The sequence below is a fragment of the Candidatus Purcelliella pentastirinorum genome, assembly GCF_028748785.1.
Classification (GTDB): Bacteria; Pseudomonadota; Gammaproteobacteria; order Enterobacterales; family Enterobacteriaceae; genus Purcelliella; species Purcelliella pentastirinorum_A.
Genome location: NZ_CP110496.1, coordinates 213474 through 234417, shown reverse-complemented (window position 1 = coordinate 234417; position 20944 = coordinate 213474). Strand labels below are relative to the sequence as shown.

Annotated in this window: 16 protein-coding genes and 3 tRNA genes; 9 read left to right on the top strand and 10 right to left on the bottom strand. The window is 20.9% G+C overall.

Annotated elements, in window-relative coordinates; all coding sequences use genetic code 11:
- Positions 1 to 101: 101 nt before the first annotated feature.
- The gene (gene aspS, locus ONB71_RS01165) at positions 102 to 1820 is read right to left on the bottom strand and encodes an aspartate--tRNA ligase (protein WP_274360757.1); all 1719 of its coding nucleotides are present in this window, start codon (positions 1818 to 1820) and stop codon (positions 102 to 104) included.
- Positions 1821 to 2056: 236 nt separating this feature from the next.
- Between aspS and tsaB the strand changes: the two genes are divergently transcribed.
- Entirely contained in the window at positions 2057 to 2752 is a 696-nt protein-coding gene (tsaB, locus tag ONB71_RS01160; RefSeq protein ID WP_274360756.1) for a tRNA (adenosine(37)-N6)-threonylcarbamoyltransferase complex dimerization subunit type 1 TsaB, read from the top strand.
- Between the two features lie 42 nt (positions 2753 to 2794).
- Here the strand turns inward: tsaB and lysS are convergent, their stop codons facing one another.
- From lysS to gyrA, 4 genes are all read right to left on the bottom strand, one after another.
- Complete coding sequence (gene lysS / locus ONB71_RS01155; RefSeq protein ID WP_274360755.1) at positions 2795 to 4282, bottom strand: lysine--tRNA ligase; 1488 nt, start codon at positions 4280 to 4282, stop codon at positions 2795 to 2797.
- Positions 4283 to 4295: 13 nt separating this feature from the next.
- Positions 4296 to 5397 (bottom strand): peptide chain release factor 2 gene (prfB, locus tag ONB71_RS01150; RefSeq protein WP_274360754.1). Its coding sequence is split into 2 segments (ribosomal slippage): positions 4296 to 5321 and positions 5323 to 5397, totalling 1101 coding nucleotides; the frame shifts between segments, so codons are not numbered across the junction.
- 54 nt (positions 5398 to 5451) lie between these two features.
- Entirely contained in the window at positions 5452 to 5916 is a 465-nt protein-coding gene (gene tadA, locus ONB71_RS01145) for a tRNA adenosine(34) deaminase TadA (protein ID WP_274360753.1), read from the bottom strand.
- A 104-nt stretch (positions 5917 to 6020) separates the two neighbouring features.
- Positions 6021 to 8603, bottom strand: a complete 2583-nt coding sequence (gyrA, locus tag ONB71_RS01140) for a DNA topoisomerase (ATP-hydrolyzing) subunit A (protein ID WP_274360752.1) — start codon at positions 8601 to 8603, stop codon at positions 6021 to 6023.
- A gap of 357 nt (positions 8604 to 8960) precedes the next feature.
- On the opposite strand from gyrA, the gene nrdA reads away from it, so the two are divergent.
- Together nrdA and nrdB are read left to right on the top strand one after the other, a co-directional pair.
- Entirely contained in the window at positions 8961 to 11249 is a 2289-nt protein-coding gene (gene nrdA / locus ONB71_RS01135) for a class 1a ribonucleoside-diphosphate reductase subunit alpha (protein ID WP_274360751.1), read from the top strand.
- 31 nt (positions 11250 to 11280) lie between these two features.
- Entirely contained in the window at positions 11281 to 12411 is a 1131-nt protein-coding gene (gene nrdB, locus ONB71_RS01130; protein WP_274360750.1) for a class Ia ribonucleoside-diphosphate reductase subunit beta, read from the top strand.
- Between the two features lie 18 nt (positions 12412 to 12429).
- On the opposite strand, the gene glnS is transcribed toward nrdB, so the two are convergent.
- Positions 12430 to 14064, bottom strand: coding sequence for a glutamine--tRNA ligase (gene glnS, locus ONB71_RS01125; RefSeq protein ID WP_274360749.1), 1635 nt, complete (start codon positions 14062 to 14064; stop codon positions 12430 to 12432).
- 368 nt (positions 14065 to 14432) lie between these two features.
- On the opposite strand from glnS, the gene metK reads away from it, so the two are divergent.
- On the top strand, positions 14433 to 15578 hold the full coding sequence (gene metK / locus ONB71_RS01120; RefSeq protein WP_274360748.1) for a methionine adenosyltransferase: 1146 nt from the start codon (positions 14433 to 14435) through the stop codon (positions 15576 to 15578).
- A gap of 21 nt (positions 15579 to 15599) precedes the next feature.
- On the opposite strand, the gene rpe is transcribed toward metK, so the two are convergent.
- Positions 15600 to 16274 (bottom strand): ribulose-phosphate 3-epimerase, encoded by a 675-nt coding sequence (rpe, locus tag ONB71_RS01115; protein WP_274360747.1) that lies wholly within the window; start codon positions 16272 to 16274, stop codon positions 15600 to 15602.
- 75 nt (positions 16275 to 16349) lie between these two features.
- Positions 16350 to 16874, bottom strand: coding sequence for a shikimate kinase AroK (gene aroK, locus ONB71_RS01110; protein WP_274360772.1), 525 nt, complete (start codon positions 16872 to 16874; stop codon positions 16350 to 16352).
- A gap of 277 nt (positions 16875 to 17151) precedes the next feature.
- On the opposite strand from aroK, the gene ONB71_RS01105 reads away from it, so the two are divergent.
- The 5 genes from ONB71_RS01105 (at position 17152) to ybeY (ending at position 19261) form a co-directional block, all read left to right on the top strand.
- Positions 17152 to 17227: transfer RNA gene (locus ONB71_RS01105), tRNA-Met, on the top strand.
- Between the two features lie 7 nt (positions 17228 to 17234).
- Positions 17235 to 17318: transfer RNA gene (locus ONB71_RS01100), tRNA-Leu, on the top strand.
- A 10-nt stretch (positions 17319 to 17328) separates the two neighbouring features.
- Positions 17329 to 17399 (top strand) — tRNA-Gln (locus tag ONB71_RS01095).
- An 82-nt stretch (positions 17400 to 17481) separates the two neighbouring features.
- Complete coding sequence (miaB, locus tag ONB71_RS01090) at positions 17482 to 18804, top strand: tRNA (N6-isopentenyl adenosine(37)-C2)-methylthiotransferase MiaB (RefSeq protein ID WP_274360746.1); 1323 nt, start codon at positions 17482 to 17484, stop codon at positions 18802 to 18804.
- Between the two features lie 13 nt (positions 18805 to 18817).
- A complete protein-coding gene (gene ybeY, locus ONB71_RS01085; RefSeq protein WP_274360745.1) occupies positions 18818 to 19261 on the top strand; it encodes an rRNA maturation RNase YbeY in 444 nt (147 codons plus the stop codon).
- A gap of 54 nt (positions 19262 to 19315) precedes the next feature.
- On the opposite strand, the gene lipA is transcribed toward ybeY, so the two are convergent.
- Both lipA and lipB read right to left on the bottom strand, forming a co-directional pair.
- Positions 19316 to 20185, bottom strand: coding sequence for a lipoyl synthase (gene lipA, locus ONB71_RS01080; RefSeq protein WP_274360744.1), 870 nt, complete (start codon positions 20183 to 20185; stop codon positions 19316 to 19318).
- 27 nt (positions 20186 to 20212) lie between these two features.
- On the bottom strand, positions 20213 to 20857 hold the full coding sequence (gene lipB / locus ONB71_RS01075; RefSeq protein WP_274360743.1) for a lipoyl(octanoyl) transferase LipB: 645 nt from the start codon (positions 20855 to 20857) through the stop codon (positions 20213 to 20215).
- Between the last annotated feature and the right edge of the window lie 87 nt (positions 20858 to 20944).

Genomic DNA, 20944 nt, shown 5'->3' with positions numbered 1-20944 from the left:
TATTATTATGTTTTTATTAAAATAAATTGATTAGTTAAATATTTTTTTTAAAATTTCTCTTTTTTTTTTTTATATGTTATATATTTTAAATAATAAAAATATTAATAATTATTGTTTAATATATTAGTTGGAGCTCCAGTTAATAAACAAGAAGCTTTGGTCGTTTTAGGAAAAGCTATTGTATCACGTATATTATTGGTATTGCCAAGTAGCATTACTATTCTATCTAACCCGAAAGCAATTCCTGCATGTGTGGGAGTTCCATATCTTAAAGCATCTAAAAAAAATCCAAATTTTTCATTTTGTTCTTTATCGTTAATTCCTAAAATATTAAATATTGTTTTTTGCATTTTTATATTATTGATCCTTACCGATCCTCCCCCAATTTCATATCCATTTATAATCATATCATAGGAATTAGAAATAATTTTATTTGGTTTATTTTTTAATTTTTTAATTGTTATATTTTTTAATGGAGCTGTAAATGGATGATGCATACTACTAATAGTATAATCTGAATTAATTTTAAACAATGGAAATTTTGTTATCCAAATAGGTTTCCATAATGATTGATTTATTAAATGTAAATCTTTACTTATTTTGTTACGCAATTTACCTAATGCTTTAGTAGCAATATCATATTTTTCATCTATAAAAAATATTATATCTCCGTTTTTTGCTTTAGTTCTATTAATTATATTATTTAAAATATTTTCAGAAATAATATTTTTTAGTGGTGTTTTTATTTGATTATTTTGATGTTCTATTTTTATAATTTTAATCCAAAATAATTTATTAATGTTATATTTTTTTAAAAATGAATTATAATAATTAATTTTTTTATTTGTTAATTTTATTCCTTCAGGAATAGATATTGCTGCGATACGATTATTTTTTTGGGTTTTTTTTAGATTAGATTGTTCAATAATATCTTTTATATCAATAATTTTTATTGGAATCCTTAAATCAGGTTTAGATGTTCCATATAATTTTAGTGATTTTTTATAACTAATTTTTTTAAATTTTTTTAGCTTTATATTTTTTATTTTTTTCCATAACATTTTTATCATTTTTTCAGTTATTTTTTTTATTTGTTTTGCTGTAATAAATGATGCTTCTATATCAATTTGAGTAAATTCTGGTTGTCTATCAGATCTTAAATCTTCATCTCTAAAACATTTAGCTATTTGATAATATTTATCTAATCCTGATATCATAAATAACTGTTTAAATAATTGTGGTGATTGTGGTAATGCATAATATTTATTTTTATGTATACGACTAGGTATTAAATAATCTCTAGCTCCTTCAGGAGTTGATTTTGTTAGTAATGGTGTTTCTATTTCTAAAAAATTATTTTTTTTCATAAATTTTCTAATCAAATACATAATTTTAGAACGTATTTTTATTATTCTTGTCATTTTTTCACTTCTTAAATCTAAATAACGATATTTTAATCTTAAATCTTCACTATTTTCTTTTGATATATTAATAGGCAATGGTTTAGATTTATTTATTACAATTAATTTATTAGGAATTAATTCTATTTTACCAGTATTTTTATCTTTATTTTGATTTTTTTTATCTCTTAATTTTATTATACCTGTTATTTTAATACAAAATTCATTCCTTAATTTAGATGCTATATTAAATATTTTTTTTTCTTTAATATTAAATTTTACTTGAATTATTCCTTCATTATCTCTAACATCTATAAATATTAAATTACCTAAATTTCTAAAATTATTAACCCATCCATAAATAGTTACTAATTTATTTACGTGTAACAGATTCAATTTACCACAATATTCAGTACGCATATTTTAAATTACCCATTTGTATTTTCATTTATATTTATTTTAAGTATATTATTATTTCATTTTTATATGTTTTATATTAGTTTAATGTTTTATTTGGTAAATTTAAATTAATAATAATAATTATGTTATAATAATTATTATTATTTTATAATTTATATTATTTATTAATTATATTTTTAAAATAAAAGATATTTTTTATATTTTAATTGTATTTATTTTATAGGTTATTTAATTTTATGAATACTATTTTATCAATTGATACTTCTTTTAATATATGTTCGATTAGTCTTTTAAAAAATAATAATATTAATACTATATACAAAAAAACTAAAAATAACCATGCAAAATTTATTTTATTTATGATAAATAAAATTTTATTAAAAAATAATTTAAAAATAAATAAATTAAATGTTATTGCTATAAATATTGGTCCAGGTAATTTTACTAGTTTGCGTATTGGTATTAATGTTTCTCAGGGTTTAAGTTTAGCATTAGGTATTCCTATTGTTGTTATGTCATCTATGTTAATAATTGCGGAAAAAGTTTATAAAAAATATCAAAAAAAAAAAATACTTGTTTTAATTAAAGCGAAAATCGATAAATTTTATTTTGCTAGTTATGTATTAGATAAATATAAAAAAATAAGTTTATTAGGAAATGAAGTTATTATTTCTTTTAAAGAATTATTAAATGCATTAAGTTTGTATGATAATTCATGGGTTGCTGCAGGAAACGGGTGGAAAACATTTTTTACTATACTAAAAGATTTTAATTTAAATAAAAAGATTAATTTCAAAAAAATAAATGTTTATCTCCCTTCATCTAAAAATATGATTCATATTGCTTTAAATTTATTTAAATTAGGTAAATTACTTTTACCTGAAAATATTATTCCAAACTATCTTTTTACTAATATTACTTATGTTAAATAATTTTTTGTTTTAATTTATTTTTTTTTATAAATAATATTACTTTTATTTTTGTGGTTTCATAACTGGAAAAAAAATAATATCTTTTATAGAATGTGAATTAGTCAATATCATTATTAAACGATCTATTCCAATTCCTAATCCTGCAGTTGGAGGTAATCCATATTTTAATGCTTTAATATATTCATTATCATAAAATGTATATTTATTATTATTTTTAATTTGTTTTTTAAATCTATATTCCTGTTCTTCAGGATCATTTAATTCTGAAAACCCGTTAGCTAATTCATGACCATTAATAAAAAATTCAAATCTATCTGCAATTTCTGAATTAATATTATTTTTTTTAGCTAAAGGAGATATATCAGTAGGATAATTTGTAATAAAAGTAGGATGTATTAAGTAACGTTCTACAGTTTTTTCAAATATTTTTTTTATTATATACCCTTTTGTGTTATTTTTGTTTAATTTAATGTTTAATTCTTTTGCAATTCTACTTAATTCATTAAAATTATTTATATTTTCTGAATTTATTTTAGGATAATATTTTATAATTGATTCTTGCATTGTCATTTTTTTAAATGGAGGTTTAAAATTAAGAAGATGATTGCCATATTTAATTTTATATTTTTTTTTAATTATTTTTGTTATTTTATATAATAATTTTTCAGTAAAATTCATTAGATATTTATAATTTTTATAAGCAATGTATAATTCCATCATTGTAAATTCCGGGTTATGATGAGATGATATACCTTCATTTCTAAAACTTCTGTTTATTTCAAATATTCTATTAAAACCTCCTATAATTAATCTTTTAAGAAATAATTCCGGTGAAATACGCAAATAAATATTCATATTTAAAGCATTGTGATATGTTTCAAATGGTTTAGCAATTCCTCCTCCAGGAATAGATTGCATCATAGGTGTTTCAACTTCTATGAAGTTCTTTTTTTCCATAAATTTTCTAATTTCATATATTATTTTTGATCTAATTATAAATTTTTTTTTTATTTTTGTATTACTTATCAAATCTAAATATCTATATCTATATCTTAATTCTTTATTAATAACCCCATGAAATTGATTTGGAAATGGTTTTAATGATTTAGTAAGTATTTTAATATTTTTACAATGAATCGATAATTCTTTAGTATTTGTTATAAATAGTTTTCCTTTTATACCTATAATATCCCCTATATCTAATATTTTACATTTTTCTTTATATGAATTATTAGTCAATGAATTTTTATTAAAATATAACTGTATCTTACCATATTCATCTTGTAAAATAATAAAAGTAGCTTTTCCCATTATACGCAAATTTGTTATTCTACCAGCAATTTTAATATTTATATTTTTTTTTTCAAAATATATTTTTTTTTTCAAAATATATTTTTTCTTAATTTGTTTACTATTATCTGTGAAATTAAAATTATTAGGAAAAGAAAAACCTTGATATCTTAATAAATAAAGTTTATTTAATCTTGATATTATTTCTTGATTTTTTTTTTTATTTTTTGATTGATTCATTTTGTTTACCATTTTATGGTTTCATATTTAAATTTGCTTTAATAAATTTATCTAAATTACCATTTAATACATATTGAACATTTCTAATTTCAATACCTGTCCTAAGATCTTTTATACGAGAATCATCAAATATATAAGATCTTATTTGATTACTCCATCTTATATCGGATTTTTTATTTTCTATTTTTTGTTTTTTAATATTTTTTTTTTCTATTTCTAAGTTATACAATTTTTTTTTTATTTGTTTCATAGCAGTATTTTTATTTTTGTGTTGTGATCTATTATTTTGACATTGCACAACAATACCTGTAGATATATGTGTTATTCTTACAGCTGATTCAGTTTTATTGACATGTTGGCCTCCTGATCCGGATGATTTATATACATCTATACGTAAATCATTTTGATTAATTTTAATATTAATTTTATTTTGTATTTCCGGGTATATAAAAGTAGAGCTAAAAGATGTATGTCTTTTATTACCTGTATCAAATGGACTTTTTCTAACTAAACGGTGTACTCCACTTTCAGTGCGTAACCAACCAAATGCATATTTACCTGTTACATGTAATGTTGCTGATTTAATTCCAGATTTTTCACCATTTAATTTATTAATTATTTTGCTTTTGAATTTTTTTTTTTCTATCCATTTTAAATACATTTTCAATAAAATTGAAGTCCAATCTTGAGCTTCTATTCCACCTGATCCTGATTGAAAATCTATATAACAATTATATTTATCATATTTTTTACAAAACATTTTTTTTGTTTTTAAATTATTTATTCTTATATTAATATTTTTTATATATACATTTATATCATCAAGTATAGAATTATCTCTTATTTCAATTGAAAGTTGAAATAATTCTTTAACATATTTTATTTTTTTTTTAATACTTTTAATATTATTAATTGTTTTTTTTAAAGTTTTATATTTTTTATTTATTTTTTTGATATCTTTATTTTGTTTAGATAAATATATTTTTTGTAATTTATTTTTCATTGTTATAAAATTTACTTTATTTTTTTTATAGTTAAAAATACCTCCTAAGATTTTTATATTTTTTATTTAAATTTTTCATACAATCTATAATAGTATTTATTTTTATTTGCATTATTTTATATTTGATTAAATTTATAATTTATACTATTTTACATGAAATAAAATATTACTTATTATTTTTTCTTTTATTTTTAAAAAAATTTATTAAAATATCAGAACATTTTTTAGTTAATATCTTATTTTTTATTTTATTTTTTTTAATATTGTTAGTTGATTTTCTTTGTAAAATTTTTGTTATATTACTTTTATTATCATATGTACCGAAAATTATTTTTTCTATTCTACTATAAATTAATGCTTCATAACACATTAAACATGGTTCTAATGTTACATAAATTGAACTGTTAGTTAATCTATAATTTTTTTTAAATTTAGCGGCGTTTCTTATTGCCATTATTTCAGCATGTGCTGTAGGATCGTTATTGCTTATCACACAATTTTTACCTTCACCTATTAATTTATTATTTAGTGTTATTACTGCTCCTACTGGTACTTCACCTATTTTTAATGCTTGTTCAGCTAATTTTAATGCGTATTGTATCCAATATCCTTTATTTTTATAAATTTTCATTTTTTTAGTTATTTATGTCTATGTATAATATTACATTAATAAAATTAAGTTTTATTACATTTTTATTTTTTTAAATAATTAAATATCTAATTTTAAACTAAAATTTATTCTTTTCTATTATTTATATTTTCTATAAATATATTATTTATTATAGATTTTTCTAATTTTTGTAATCCTACTACTTTTTCATTTTTTATTATACGTATTAAAATTACTCCTTGAGTATTTCTCTTTATTATATTTATTTCTGATACAGGTATTCTTACTAAAGTTGCAGCATTTGTTATAATCATAACTTGATCACTATTTAAAACTTGTACTGCACCTATAACTCTTCCATTACGTTTATTTATTTTAATAGAAATTACTCCTTGTGTTGCTCTTGATTTAGATGGATATTCTTTTGTTTTTGTACATTTTCCATATCCATTTTCAGTAACTGTTAAAATATCTCCATTTTTTTTAGGTACAATAAGTGAAACTAATTTATCTTTTTTAAATAATTTAATACCTTTTACTCCATATGTTATTCTATTTGTTGTACGTATGTTTTTTTCTTTAAATCTCACTACTTTACCCATGGAAGAAAATAACATAATTTCGTTTTTACCGTTAGTTAATGTTGCATTAATTAACTCATCTTTATCATGTAAATTTATTGCTATAATTCCTTTATTTCTTTCTTTTTTAAATTTAGTTAATGATGTTTTTTTTACTATACCATAAGCTGTAGCCATAAAAATATATAAATTACTTTTATATTTATCTATTGATAACATTGCTGTTATTCTTTCATTTTTTGTTAATGGCAATAAATTAACTATAGGTTTACCTTTAGTGTTACGAGTTGATTCAGGTAATTGATACACTTTTATCCAATATATTATTCCTAAACTAGAAAAACATAATATAGTACAATGAGTATTTGTTATTAATAAATTTTCTATAAAATCTTCTTTTTTAATTTTAGCTGCAGATTTTCCTTTACCACCTCTATGTTGAGTTTCATAATGCGATAGCAATTGATATTTTATATAACCTTTATTTGATAGTGTTACTATTACATTTTTTTTATCTATTAAATCTTTTGTTTTTAAATTACTTTTATTTAAATATATTTTAGTACGTCTTTTATCTCCAAATGTTTTTTTTATTTTGTTAAGTTCTTCTCTTATTATTGATATTAAATAGTTATCATTATTTAAAATTTTTTTAAATTTACAGATTTCTTCATTTAAAAAATTGTATTTTTGTAAAATACTTTTATATTCCATATTAGTTAACTTGTGTAATTTTAAATTAAGAATTGCTTTTATTTGTTTTTTAGTCAAAATATACGTAAATCTATTATTTTTAATATAAATATTTTTTTTGTTTTTATATTTTTCTTTATTAAAATTTATATTTTTTGTTTTTTTATTTATACTGAAATACCATTTACGATTTATTAATGATTGTTTTGCTTCATTTAATGTTTTTGAGTTTTTAATTAAATGTATTATTGGATCTATATTAGTTAATGCAACCATTAATCCTTTTAATAAATGTGTTTTTTTTTCTGTTTTTTTTAATTCGTATATTGTTCTTTTGGTTATTATTTCACGTCTATGATTTATGAATATTTTAATTATTTTTTTTAAATTTAATATTCTTGGTTGTGATTGATATAATGCTACCATATTAATACCAAATGATATTTCTAATTTGGTTAATGAATATAAATTATTTAGAACAACTTTTGCTACTGCTTCACGTTTAATATCTATAACTATATTCATACCACTTTTATCTGATTCATCTCTGATATTACTAATACCCTCAATTTTTTTTTCTTTTATTAATTCAACAATATTTGATATTAATTTTGATTTATTTACTTGATATGGTATTTCTTCAATTAATATTTTTTCTTTTTTAGTTTTTTTATTTAATTCTATTTTACTTTTTGCTCGTATATATATTATTCCTTTACCAGTATTATAAGCATCTTCTATACCTTTATTACCATTTATAATACCTCCTGTAGGAAAATCCGGGCCTGGTATATAATGCATTAATTTCGTTAATGTTATATTACTATTATTAATATATGCTAAACATGCATTTATTATTTCATTTATATTGTGTGGAGGAATGTTTGTAGCCATACCCACGGCTATTCCAGATGAACCATTAATTAAAAGATTAGGTATCTTAGTAGGTAATATTTCTGGAATTTTTTCACTATTATCGTAATTATCTACAAAATTTATTGTTTTTTTATCTAAATCTGTTAAAAATTCATTTGCTATTTTTGACATTCTTATTTCAGTATATCTCATAGCTGCAGCGGAATCTCCATCTATAGAACCAAAATTACCTTGACCATCAATCAATACATATCTTGATATAAAAGATTGTGCCATTCTTACTATTGTATCATATACTGCTAAATCACCATGAGGATGATATTTTCCTATAACATCACCTACTATTCTTGCAGATTTTTTATATGATTTGTTCCATTCATTATTTAATATTTTCATAGCATATAATATTCTTCTATGTACTGGTTTTAACCCATCTCTTACATCAGGCAATGCTCTTCCTATAATAACCGACATTGCGTAATCTAAATATGAATTTTTAATTTCTTCTTCTATATTAATTGATGTAATTTCTTTAGCTAAATTAGCATTATTATTCATGTGTATTAATTCCCAATCATTTTTATACTATTAATAAATATTTTAATTAAAGATGATCTAATATTTTAGATATTAATATCATTAAAATTTTAATTTTTTAAATTTTTTATTTATTATGTTAATTTAAATTATTTTTTTCTTTTATTTTAAAAAATAATATTTGTTATTAAATAATTATTTATAATATGCATTATAATATATAATGAATAGAAAAATATTTAATTATTCTTTTTAATTATATTTTTATTTTGTTAAATACTTAAAATTAAAGTTTAAAATTACATATTTTTATTTATTTTATTAAAATTTTATTTTTATAATAATATTTTATTTTAAAATATATAGGTATAAGAATTCATGAATCAAAATTTATTTGTAATCAAAAGAAATGGAAATAAAGAAAATCTTAATTTAGAAAAAATTCATAGAGTTCTTAATTGGGCTTCTAAAGGTTTGAATAATATTTCCATTTCTCAAGTTGAATTAAAATCTCATATTCAATTTTATAATGGTATAAAAACATCTGATATACAGGAAACTATAATTAAATCCGCTGCAGATTTAATATCAAGTTCAGTACCTGATTATCAGTATTTAGCAGCAAGATTAGCAATTTTTCATTTACGTAAAAAAGCGTATGGTAAATTTAACCCACCTAAATTATATAAACATGTTGTTAATATGATTGATTTAGGAAAATATGATTTTATTTTAACTAAATTTTATTCTAAATTGGAATTTGATCATATGGATAAATATATTGATCATTTAAGAGATATGAATTTTTCTTATGCAGCTGTAAAACAATTAGAAGGAAAATATTTAGTACAAAATAGAGTTACTGGTAAAATATATGAAAGTGCACAATTTATATATATATTAATATCAGCATGTTTATTTGCAAATTACCCTAAAAATATTCGTTTGAATTATGTATATAAATTTTACGATGCTATATCTACCTTTAAAATTTCATTACCTACACCAATTATGGCAGGTGTAAGAACACCAACTAGACAATTTAGTTCATGTGTTTTAATTGAATGTGGGGATAGTTTAAATTCAATTAATTCTACTGCTAGTGCTATTGTTAAATATATTTCACAAAGAGCTGGAGTAGGTATTAATGCCGGCCGTATTCGTGCTTTAGGTAGTTCAATTAGAAAAGGTGAAGCATTTCATACTGGTTGTATACCTTTTTATAAGCATTTTCAAACAGCTGTAAAATCTTGTTCTCAGGGAGGTGTTAGAGGAGGAGCTGCTACATTATTTTATCCTATTTGGCATTTAGAAATAGAAAATTTATTAGTTTTAAAAAACAATAGAGGTATTGAAGAAAATCGTGTAAGGCATTTAGATTATTGTGTTCAATTAAATAAATTAATGTATCAACGTTTTTTAAAAAATCAAATAATTACACTTTTTAGTCCTTCAGATGTTTTGGATTTATATGATGCTTTTTTCTGTGATCAAAATGAATTTAAAAAATTGTATTTATATTATGAAAATCTTAAAAATATTCGTAAAAAAAAAATAAAAGCATTAGATTTATTCTCTCTTATGATGAAAGAAAGAGCTTCTACTGGTCGTATATATATACAAAATGTTGACCATTGCAATACACATGGAGCATTTAATCCTTTATTAGCTCCAGTTCGTCAATCTAATTTATGTTTAGAAATAACTTTACCTACAAAAGAACTAAATAATATTAATGACCCTAATGGAGAAATTGCCTTATGTACTTTATCTGCATTTAATTTAGGTGCTATTGATAAATTAAATGAATTAAAAATTTTATCCGATTTAATTGTAAGAGCATTAGATTCTTTGTTAGATTATCAACATTATTTATTACCTTCCGCAAAAAAAAGCGCAATAAATAGAAGGTCTTTAGGGATTGGTGTAATTAATTATGCATATTATTTAGCAAGGAATCATGTAAAATATTCAGATGGTAGTGCAAATAAATTAACACATAAGACTTTTGAAGCTATACAATACTACCTATTATCTTCATCAAATAAATTAGCTGAAGAAAAAGGTTCATGTGCTTATTTTAATCAAACATCATATTTTATGGGTAAATTACCAATAGATACTTATAAAAAATGTTTAGATTATATTTGTGATGAACCATTACACTGTAATTGGAATAAGTTAAGAAAAAATATAAAAAAATATGGTTTACGCAACTCTACTTTATCAGCATTAATGCCATCAGAAACTTCTTCACAAATTTCTAATTCTACAAATGGAATAGAACCACCTAGAGGTTATGTTACTATTAAATCTTCTAAAGATGGTATTTTACGTCAAATTGTACCGGAATATGAAAAATTAAAAAATAACTATGAATTAATATGGGATATGCCTAATAATAAAGGTTATTTATCATTAATTGGAATAATGCAAAAATTTATAGATCAATCTATATCTGCTAATACAAATTATGATCCTAAAAAGTTTTCAGATAATAAAGTTCCTATGAAAATATTAATTCAAGATTTATTACTTTCTTATAAATTAGGTTTAAAAACACTCTATTATCATAATACTCGTGATGGCACTAAAGATATACAGGATAATAATTTGTGTACTATTAATAATAATATCACTTGTGATAGTGATTCATGTAAAATATAATTTATTGAATTGATTTTATTTAGGATATCTTATGGTTTATACAATTTTTTCAGAAAAGAAAAATAATCAATTAAACGAACCAATGTTTTTTGGTCAATCTGTTAATATAGCAAGATATGATCAACAAAAATATGTTATTTTTGAAGAATTGATTGAAAAACAATTATCTTTTTTTTGGAGACCTGAAGAAATTGATGTTTCTAGAGATCGTGTTGATTTTGTAAATTTACCAGAACATGAAAAACATATATTTTTAAGTAATTTAAAGTATCAAACATTACTCGATTCAATTCAAGGTCGTAGTCCTAATATAGCATTTTTACCATTAATTTCGCTTCCTGAATTAGAAACCTGGATTGAAACATGGTCGTTTTATGAAACTATTCATTCGCGTTCATACACTCATATTATTCGTAATATAGTTCATGATCCTTCGATCATCTTTGATGATATTGTTGATAATAAACAAATTTTAGAACGTGCGAGAGATATTTCTGTATATTATGATAAATTGATAAATTTAACTAATTATTGGCATTTGTTAGGTGAAGGAATTCATAAGATTAATAATAATAAAATTAATGTAAATTTACATAAATTAAAAAAAAGTTTATATTTATGTTTAATGAGTGTAAACGCTTTAGAAGCTATTCGTTTTTATGTAAGTTTTGCTTGTTCATTTGCTTTTGCTGAAAGAAAAATAATGGAAGGAAATGCTAAAATAATTCGTTTAATTGCACGTGATGAAAGTTTACATTTAATAGGCACCCAATATATGATAAATTTAATGCGAAAGGGTAAAGATGATCATGAAATGTATGAAATTGCTGATGAATGTAAATCAAAATGTAGCAATCTTTTTAAATCTGTAGCTGAACAGGAAAAAAAATGGGCTGAATATTTATTTTGCGATGGTTCTATGATTGGATTAAATAAAGAAATTTTATGTCAATATATTGAATACATAACAAATATACGCATGAAATCTGTAGGTTTAGATGCACCCTATAATATTTCTCATAACCCTATACCATGGATTAATAGTTGGTTAATATCTGATAATGTACAATCCGCTCCTCAAGAAGTGGAATTAAGCTCTTATTTGATTGGGCAAATTAATTCAGAAATCAATAGTGAAGATTTCCAAGATTTTGAACTATAATTAATTAAATAAAACATATTAAATATTTTTATTTCTATATTTATTGTTCAAATTGATAATTAAATTGAATATAAGATTATTTGATTTATTATCAATTTTATCTAAACAATAATATCCTTCTCTTTCAAATTGATATTTATTTCCTATTTTTGCTGTTTTTAAAGATTCTTCTACAAATCCATTTTTAATAATTAGAGATTTTTTATTTATATTATTTATTAACTTCTTTTCTTTTAATGGATTTATTTTGTTAAATAATCTTTTATATAAATAAAATTTTGCTGGAATAGAATGTAATACTGATATCCAATGTATTATTTTTATATATTTATAATTTTGATTTTTTTCATGCTTACATGTACAAATTATTTTTTTAATTACACCATCTTTATTTTTTATAATATATTTAATAATTATATTATATGCATTTTTTAGACGAATTTCATTACCTATAATTGGATGATTATATTTATTCTTATTTATATTTATAAAATCATATTTATCTATATAAATTTCTCTATTAAAATAGATTTTTCTTTTTCCCATATTTTTATTAATTGGATGGTTATTTATTATTAATCGTTCTTCATATCCATCTGGAATATTTTCTAATATAATTTTAATTGGATTTATAATAGCCATTGCTCTAGGAAAATTTTTATTTAAATCATTTTTTATACAATTTTCTAATAATGACATCTCAATTATATTATTTTGTTTAGTCACCCCAGTTCTAGAACAAAAATCCATTATTGAAAATGGTGTATATCCTCTTTTTTTTAACCCCGTTATTGTTAATATTCTAGGATCATCCCATTTTTTTATTATTTTTTTATTAATTAATTTATTTATATATCTTTTGGACATAATATTATATTCTACATTTAATCTGGAAAATTCATATTGTTTGGGTTTATTTTTTATAGTTATATTTTTCAAAATCCAATTATATAAATTTTTATTATCCATAAATTCTAATGTACATATAGAATGTGTAATCTTTTCTAATGCATCAGATATACAATGTGAAAAATCATACATAGGGTAAATACACCATTCATTTCCAGTTTTTATATGTTCTTTATATTTTATTCTATATAAAATTGGATCTCTCATTATCATTATAGGAGATAACATATTAATCTTAGCTCTTAAACACATTTTTCCTTCTTTAAATTTACCTTCTTTCATTTCTTTAAATAATTTCAAGTTATCATTTACACTTCTATTTCTATATGGACTATTTTTTCCTATAGTTTTTAATGTTCCTCTATATTTTTTTATTTCTTTAGAATTTAATTCATCTACATAAGCTAATTTTTTCTTTATTAATTCAACTGCATAATTATATATTTTCAAAAAATAATTTGATGTATAACATACGTTATCTATTTTAAATCCCAACCATTTAATATCTTTTTTTATTGATTTTATATATTTTTTTTTTATTTTACTTGGATTACTGTCATCAAATCTTATATTACATTTACCGTTAAAATCTTTAGCTATATTATAATTTATATATAATGATTTAGCGTGTCCTAAATGTAAATAGCCATTAGGTTCCGGAGCAAATCTAGTTTTAATTTTAAAATATTTTTTTTTATTTAAATCTTTTTTTATCACTTTTCTTATAAAATTATTTGTATTCATAAAATATTATTCAATTCTTATAGTTTTTATTTAAAAATATCTTTTTAAGATATAGACATAATTTTAATAAAATATATTAAATTACTTAAATTTGACTTAATATAAATTATATTATAAATTTTGATTAACGAAAAATATCTTTTTTATATTAAATTTTTATTTAACTCATTTATTATTTTCTTTTATATTTATATATTATAAATAATTTTCTATTTAGTATTTTACATATGGTATTTATTTATAATATTTTATTTATTACATTTAGATCATAAATAATTAAATTTTAGTATTTTAAATATTTAATTTAATAAACATTTTAATTTTTAAATGATTAATATATTATTTTTTTTTTTTATAAAATTCAAAAAATGACAAAATATTATTTTACATCTGAATCCGTATCCGAAGGACATTCAGATAAAATTGCTGATCAAATATCTGATGCTATCTTAGATGCTATTTTAATTCAAGATTCTGAAGCTCGTGTTGCTTGTGAAACATATATAAAATCTAATTTTGTATTAGTTGGAGGTGAAATTACAACAAATGCTTCAATTAATATTGAAGATATAGTACGTAACACTATTAGAAAAATTGGATATATTGATTCCAATTCAGATTTTAATGCTGATTCTTGTAATATAACTAATATTATAAATAAACAATCAAAAGATATTGAAAGAGGTATATATAATATTAATCCGTATAATCAAGGAGCTGGAGATCAGGGTTCAATATTTGGTTACGCTACAAATGAAACTGATGTATTTATGCCAGCACCCATTCTATATGCTCATAGATTAGTTAAACGTCAATCTGAAGTTAGAAAAAATGGTAAATTATCTTGGTTACGTCCTGATGCAAAAAGTCAAATTACTTTTCAATATGAAAATAATAATATTATTAATATTGATAATGTTGTATTTTCTACACAACATTCAGAAGATATTTCTTATAAAGAATTAAGAGAAGCTGTAATGGATGAAATAATAAAACCTGTTTTGCCTGATAAATGGTTAAATCTAAAAACTAAATTTTTAATTAACCCCACTGGTAAATTTGTTATTGGAGGACCTATATGCGATTGTGGGTTGACAGGAAGAAAAATAATAGTTGATACTTATGGTAGTACAGCTAGACATGGAGGTGGTGCTTTTTCTGGAAAAGACCCTTCAAAAATGGACAGATCCGCATCCTATGCAGCTAGATATATTGCAAAAAATATAGTTGCTGCTGGTTTAGCTGATCGTTGTGAAATTCAAATATCATATGCTATTGGTATTGCTAAACCAACATCTATCATGATAGATGCTTTTGGTACAGAAAAAATTAGTATAAAAAATTTAATTTATTTAGTTAACAATTTATTTGATTTACGTCCTTATGGATTAATTAAAATGTTAGATTTATTACATCCTATTTATTTAAATACTGCTGTTTATGGACATTTTGGAAGAAATGAATTTCCTTGGGAAAAAATAGATAAAAAAAATATATTGCACTCTTCAATTTAAAATTAATAACAAAGTATTATTTTAAAAAATTATTTTTCTTAGTTCTTTTTTCATTTTATATATTGTTTTATTATAATTATTTTTTTTAAAAATTTCAGTTCCGAAAACAAAAATATCTACTCCTGTTTTTGCTATTTTACAAATATTATTTATTTTGATACCTCCATCAACTTCCAATAAAATATCATGATCATTTTTTTTAATTAATTTATTAACATCATACAATTTATTTAGAATAAAAGGAATAAATTTTTGTCCTTCTAACCCTGGATTGACTGACATAATTAAAATCATATCTATTTCATTTATAATATAATTTAAACAATTTAATGAAGTATAAGGATTTATTGCTATTCCAACTTTACATCCATTTTTTTTAATAATCTGTATTGTATTATAAATATTTTTACTTGTTTCCGGGTGAAAGCTAATATAGTCAACTCCAATTTCAATAAATTGTTTTATAAGATTATCTACTGGTTTCGCCATTATATGTACATCAATAGGTACATTTATACCATATTTTTTTAAACTTTTTAATATCATTGGTCCCATAGTTAAATTTGATACATAATGATTGTCCATAACATCATAATGAATCATATCACATCCAGCTAATATAACTTTTTTTATATCTTCTCCTAATTTAGCAAAATTAGCTGATAAAATAGATGGTGCTAATAAAAACTTTTTCATTTATTTATTTTCTCATACTTCATTTATTAAAATATTTTATTTAATCAATTATAAATAATTTAAAAAAAATAACTATTACTTATTTTCTAAAATTTTGATGATTTGATGTGTTATTTTTTTAGTATTGTATTTGTCAGTTAAAATGGTGAAATCTGCTATATCTTTGTATATTAAATTATTTTTTTTTTCAAGTTTTTTTAACTTATGATACAAAATTGTATTTTGTTTTTTCCAAAATAATTTTTTTTTGTCGTGTTTAGTACGAGATAATTGTTTTTCTATACTTGTTTTTAAATATATTACTATACCTCTAGCAGACAATCTATTTTTATTATTTTTATTTTTTATTACTTCTACTCCTGCAGCTAATATTATACCTTGTTTATCTGTTAGTTCTAAAATTATTTTATTTTCTCTTTTTCTAAAACCTTCTTCTCCTTCCAAATCAAATATCCATCCTATATCCACTCCTGTTCTTTTTTCTATTTCTTTATCTGAATCATAAAATTCCATGTTAAGTTTTTTTGATAAATGTTTTCCTATAGTACTTTTACCTGATCCTACAGGACCAATTAGAAATATATTATTTTTTTTCATTATTAATTAATTATTTTATTTATATAAGTTAATAGATTTTAAATTTTGATATTATATTAATATTATTCAATATAAATATAATTTACATTATTATTTCTTTATACATATCATAATATTTTTTATTTGGAAATAAAATTATTAAAATATCAAATTAAATTAAAAAATTTTTTTTATTTAAATATACTTTTTATTATTTTGCTAATAAATTTGAATTAATTATAAATTTATGTTTATTATATTCAGTATATAATAATTTTCAATTTTATCATAAAAATTGTATGGCTACGTAGCTCAGTTTTGGTTAGAGCGCGGCACTCATAATGCTGAGGTCACAGGTTCGATCCCTGTCGTAGCTATTATTTTGTGGGAGTGGCGAAATTGGTAAACGCACCAGATTTAGGTTCTGGCTCATTTTATGAAATACGAGTTCAAATCTCGTCTCCCACATAAAATTTATTGGGGTATAGCTAAGTGGTAAGGCACCGGTTTTTGATACCGGCATCCCTGGTTCGAATCCAGGTACCCCAGAAAAAAAATAATTTATTAACTTATATAAATTATATAATTTTAATGCTAAATTTATTTAATATTTTATTTATTTTAAGTGATTATGAGTAGAAAATTTTTTATAAAAACATGGGGATGCCAAATGAATGAATATGATTCATTAAAAATGGCAGAATTATTAAAAGTAAAAAATGGTTATATACATACTAAAAATATAAATGATGCAGATATTCTATTATTGAATACATGTTCTATACGTGAAAAAGCACAAGAAAAAGTTTTTCATCAATTAGGTAGATGGAAAAAAATAAAAAATAAAAAAAATGGTTTATTAATATGCGTAGGAGGGTGTGTTGCTAGTCAAGAAGGAAAATATATTTTAAAAAGAGCAAGTTTTGTTGATATTGTTTTTGGTCCAAAAACAATACATCATTTACCAAATATGATTAATAAACTTATACATAATAATGATACAAAAATTATAAATATTAAATGTAAAACTTTAGAAAAATTTAATTATTTACCTGAATTGAAATATTTTAATTTTATTGCATCTATTACAATAATGGAAGGTTGTAATAAATTTTGTAGTTTTTGTATAGTACCTTATACTAGAGGAAAAGAATTAAGCAGACCTGTCGATGATATTTTGTTTGAAATTAATCAATTAGTTGATTGTGGTTTAAAAGAATTAACATTATTAGGGCAAAATGTAAATGCATATAAAGGTATTGATTCTAGTGGTAAAATTTACAATTTTTCCATGCTTTTACGTAAAATATCAGAAATACATAATATTAAACGTATAAAATTTACTAGCAATCATCCTTTACATTTTACAGATGATATTATTGATGTTTATCGTGATGTTCCTAAAATCATGAGTTCTTTACATTTACCTGTGCAAAGTGGATCAGATAAAATATTAAAATTAATGAAAAGAGGGCATACTATTTCTTATTATAAAAATATAATTAAAAAACTAATATCTGTAAGACCAGAAATTCGTATTAGTTCTGATTTTATAGTAGGTTTTCCAGGTGAAAATGAAGAGGATTTTAATAAAACAATTCAATTAATTTCAGAAATAAATTTTGATCATAGTTATAGTTTTATTTATTCAAAAAGAAAATATACGCAAGCATATCATATAAATGATCTTGTATCTCATCAAAGAAAACAAAAACGTTTATATAAATTACAAAATTTAATAAAAAAACAAACTAATATTTGGAGTGGATCTATGGTTGGTACAAAACAAACTATTTTAGTAGAAGGTAAATCTAGGTGGAATGATAAATTTTATTTTGGCCGTACGCATACAAATAAAATTGTTAATTTTATAGGAAATTTTAATACAATAGGTGAATTTATTAAATTAAAAGTTACTAATTTATATAAGAATATGTTATTTGGTGAAATTTAAAATTATTTTATTTATGAATAAAATAATTTTAAATATAAAATTTTATATTGATTATCCTAGTTGGTTTCCTTGTAAAAATATTTTAAGATTTTGGTTTAATACTATATTTGAAAAATATTCCAAAAGAATTATTAAAATTACTCTTTGTATAGTCAATAAATCTATTAGTCGTAAATTGAATAAAATATGGAGAAATAAAAATAATCCTACTAACGTATTAACTTTCCCTTTTATTATTCCTACTTTTAAAGTATTACCCATTTATTCAGATATAATTGTTTGTTCAGAATTAATAAAAAATGAATCTTTATTACTAAAACAATCTGTAAAAAATTATTGGGCTTATATTATAGTACATTCTTCTTTACATTTAATGGGATATAATCATAGTAATTTTAAGTTAGAAAATAAAATGAAAAAAGCAGAAAAATATTTTCTAAATTTATTAAATTTATAATTATTATTTAAATTATATTTAAGTAATTTTTTATTAATTTTTAATTTTAAAATATTATTTGATTTCTCTTCCTTTAAATTGTAATTCTGCATTATATGAAGAACGCACAAATGGACCACTAGCTATATATGTAAAACCAATTTCTTTTCCTATTCTTTTTAATATTTTAAATTTTTCCACTGTAATATATTTTTTTACCAAAATATGTTTTTTTGTGGGTTGTAAATATTGTCCAATAGTTAACATAGATACACCATTATCATATAAATCATGCATGGTTTTTAATATTTCTTTCATTTTTTCGCCTAATCCTAATATAATCCCGGATTTTGTAGGTACAGTAGGGTTTTTTTTCTTAAACATATAAAGTAAATTTAATGATGATTTATAATTACCACCCGGTTTTATTTTAGAATGTATTCTTTCAACACTTTCAATATTATGATTAAATATATCTGGAGGATTATAAGTAAATATTGTTACAGCTTTTTTTTTACAATTTTTAAAATCTGGAACTAATATTTCAACTTTTATTTTTTTATTTTTTTTTCTTATTGTATTTATACAGTAAGAAAAAAAAATAGCTCCTCCATCTTTTAAATCATCACGATTTACTGAAGTTATTACTACATATTTCAAATTCATTTTATGTATTAATTTAGATAATTTTTTAGCTTCTGAAAAATCTACAATATCTGGTTTGCCTTTATTTATATTACAAAATAAACATTTTCTAGTACAAATATTACCTAATATCATAAAAGTAGCTATACCTTTATTGAAGCAATGCATTAAATTTGGACATAAACTTTCCTGACATACTGAATGTAAATTATTCTTTTTAATACTACGTTGAATAAAATTTATATTTTTATAATTTTTAGGTATTTTTATTTTTAACCATTTAGGTTTTAAAATATTCATATTTATAAATATAATGGAAAATTAATATCAATTTTTAATATTAAAATTTTTAATAATTTTTTTAATTAAAATTTTTTTAACATCATTAAATTTTATATTTTTTTTATAAGTTTGCATTTTGGTCATTTTGATATGTTTATTACCACATGGATGAATATTATTAAATGGTCTAAGATTTATACTAACGTTAAGTGCAAACCCATGATAAGTATATCCGTTTTTTATTTTTAATGCAAAAGAACAAATTTTTTTTTTTTTTACATATATACCTGGAATATTTGTATTAATTTCAGCTAAAATAGAAAAATGAAATAACGTCTGTATAACAATATTATTAATTATATTAATTAATTTACAAACATTTAATTGTCTTCTTTTTAAATTTATTAACATATAAACTATTTGTTGACCGGGAGCATGATAAGTAATTTTACCCCCTCTATCACTTAATAATACTGGAATATTATTAATATTTTTAATATTATTTTTATTTATTCCACTTATACCGTTAGTATATATTGGATAATGTTCAACTAACCATATTTCATCTAATGTTTTGTAATCACGTTTATTAGTAAATTCTTGCATCTTTTTAAAGATATCTAACCAATGATTCAAACCTAATTGTTTAATTATAATATTTTCATATAATCTATTATTTTTTTTTTTCATTATAATTTTAATTAATTAGTTTATTTAAATATATTTTAAAAACAAATAATTTTATGAACAACTATATTGTTTATTTAAAATATATTA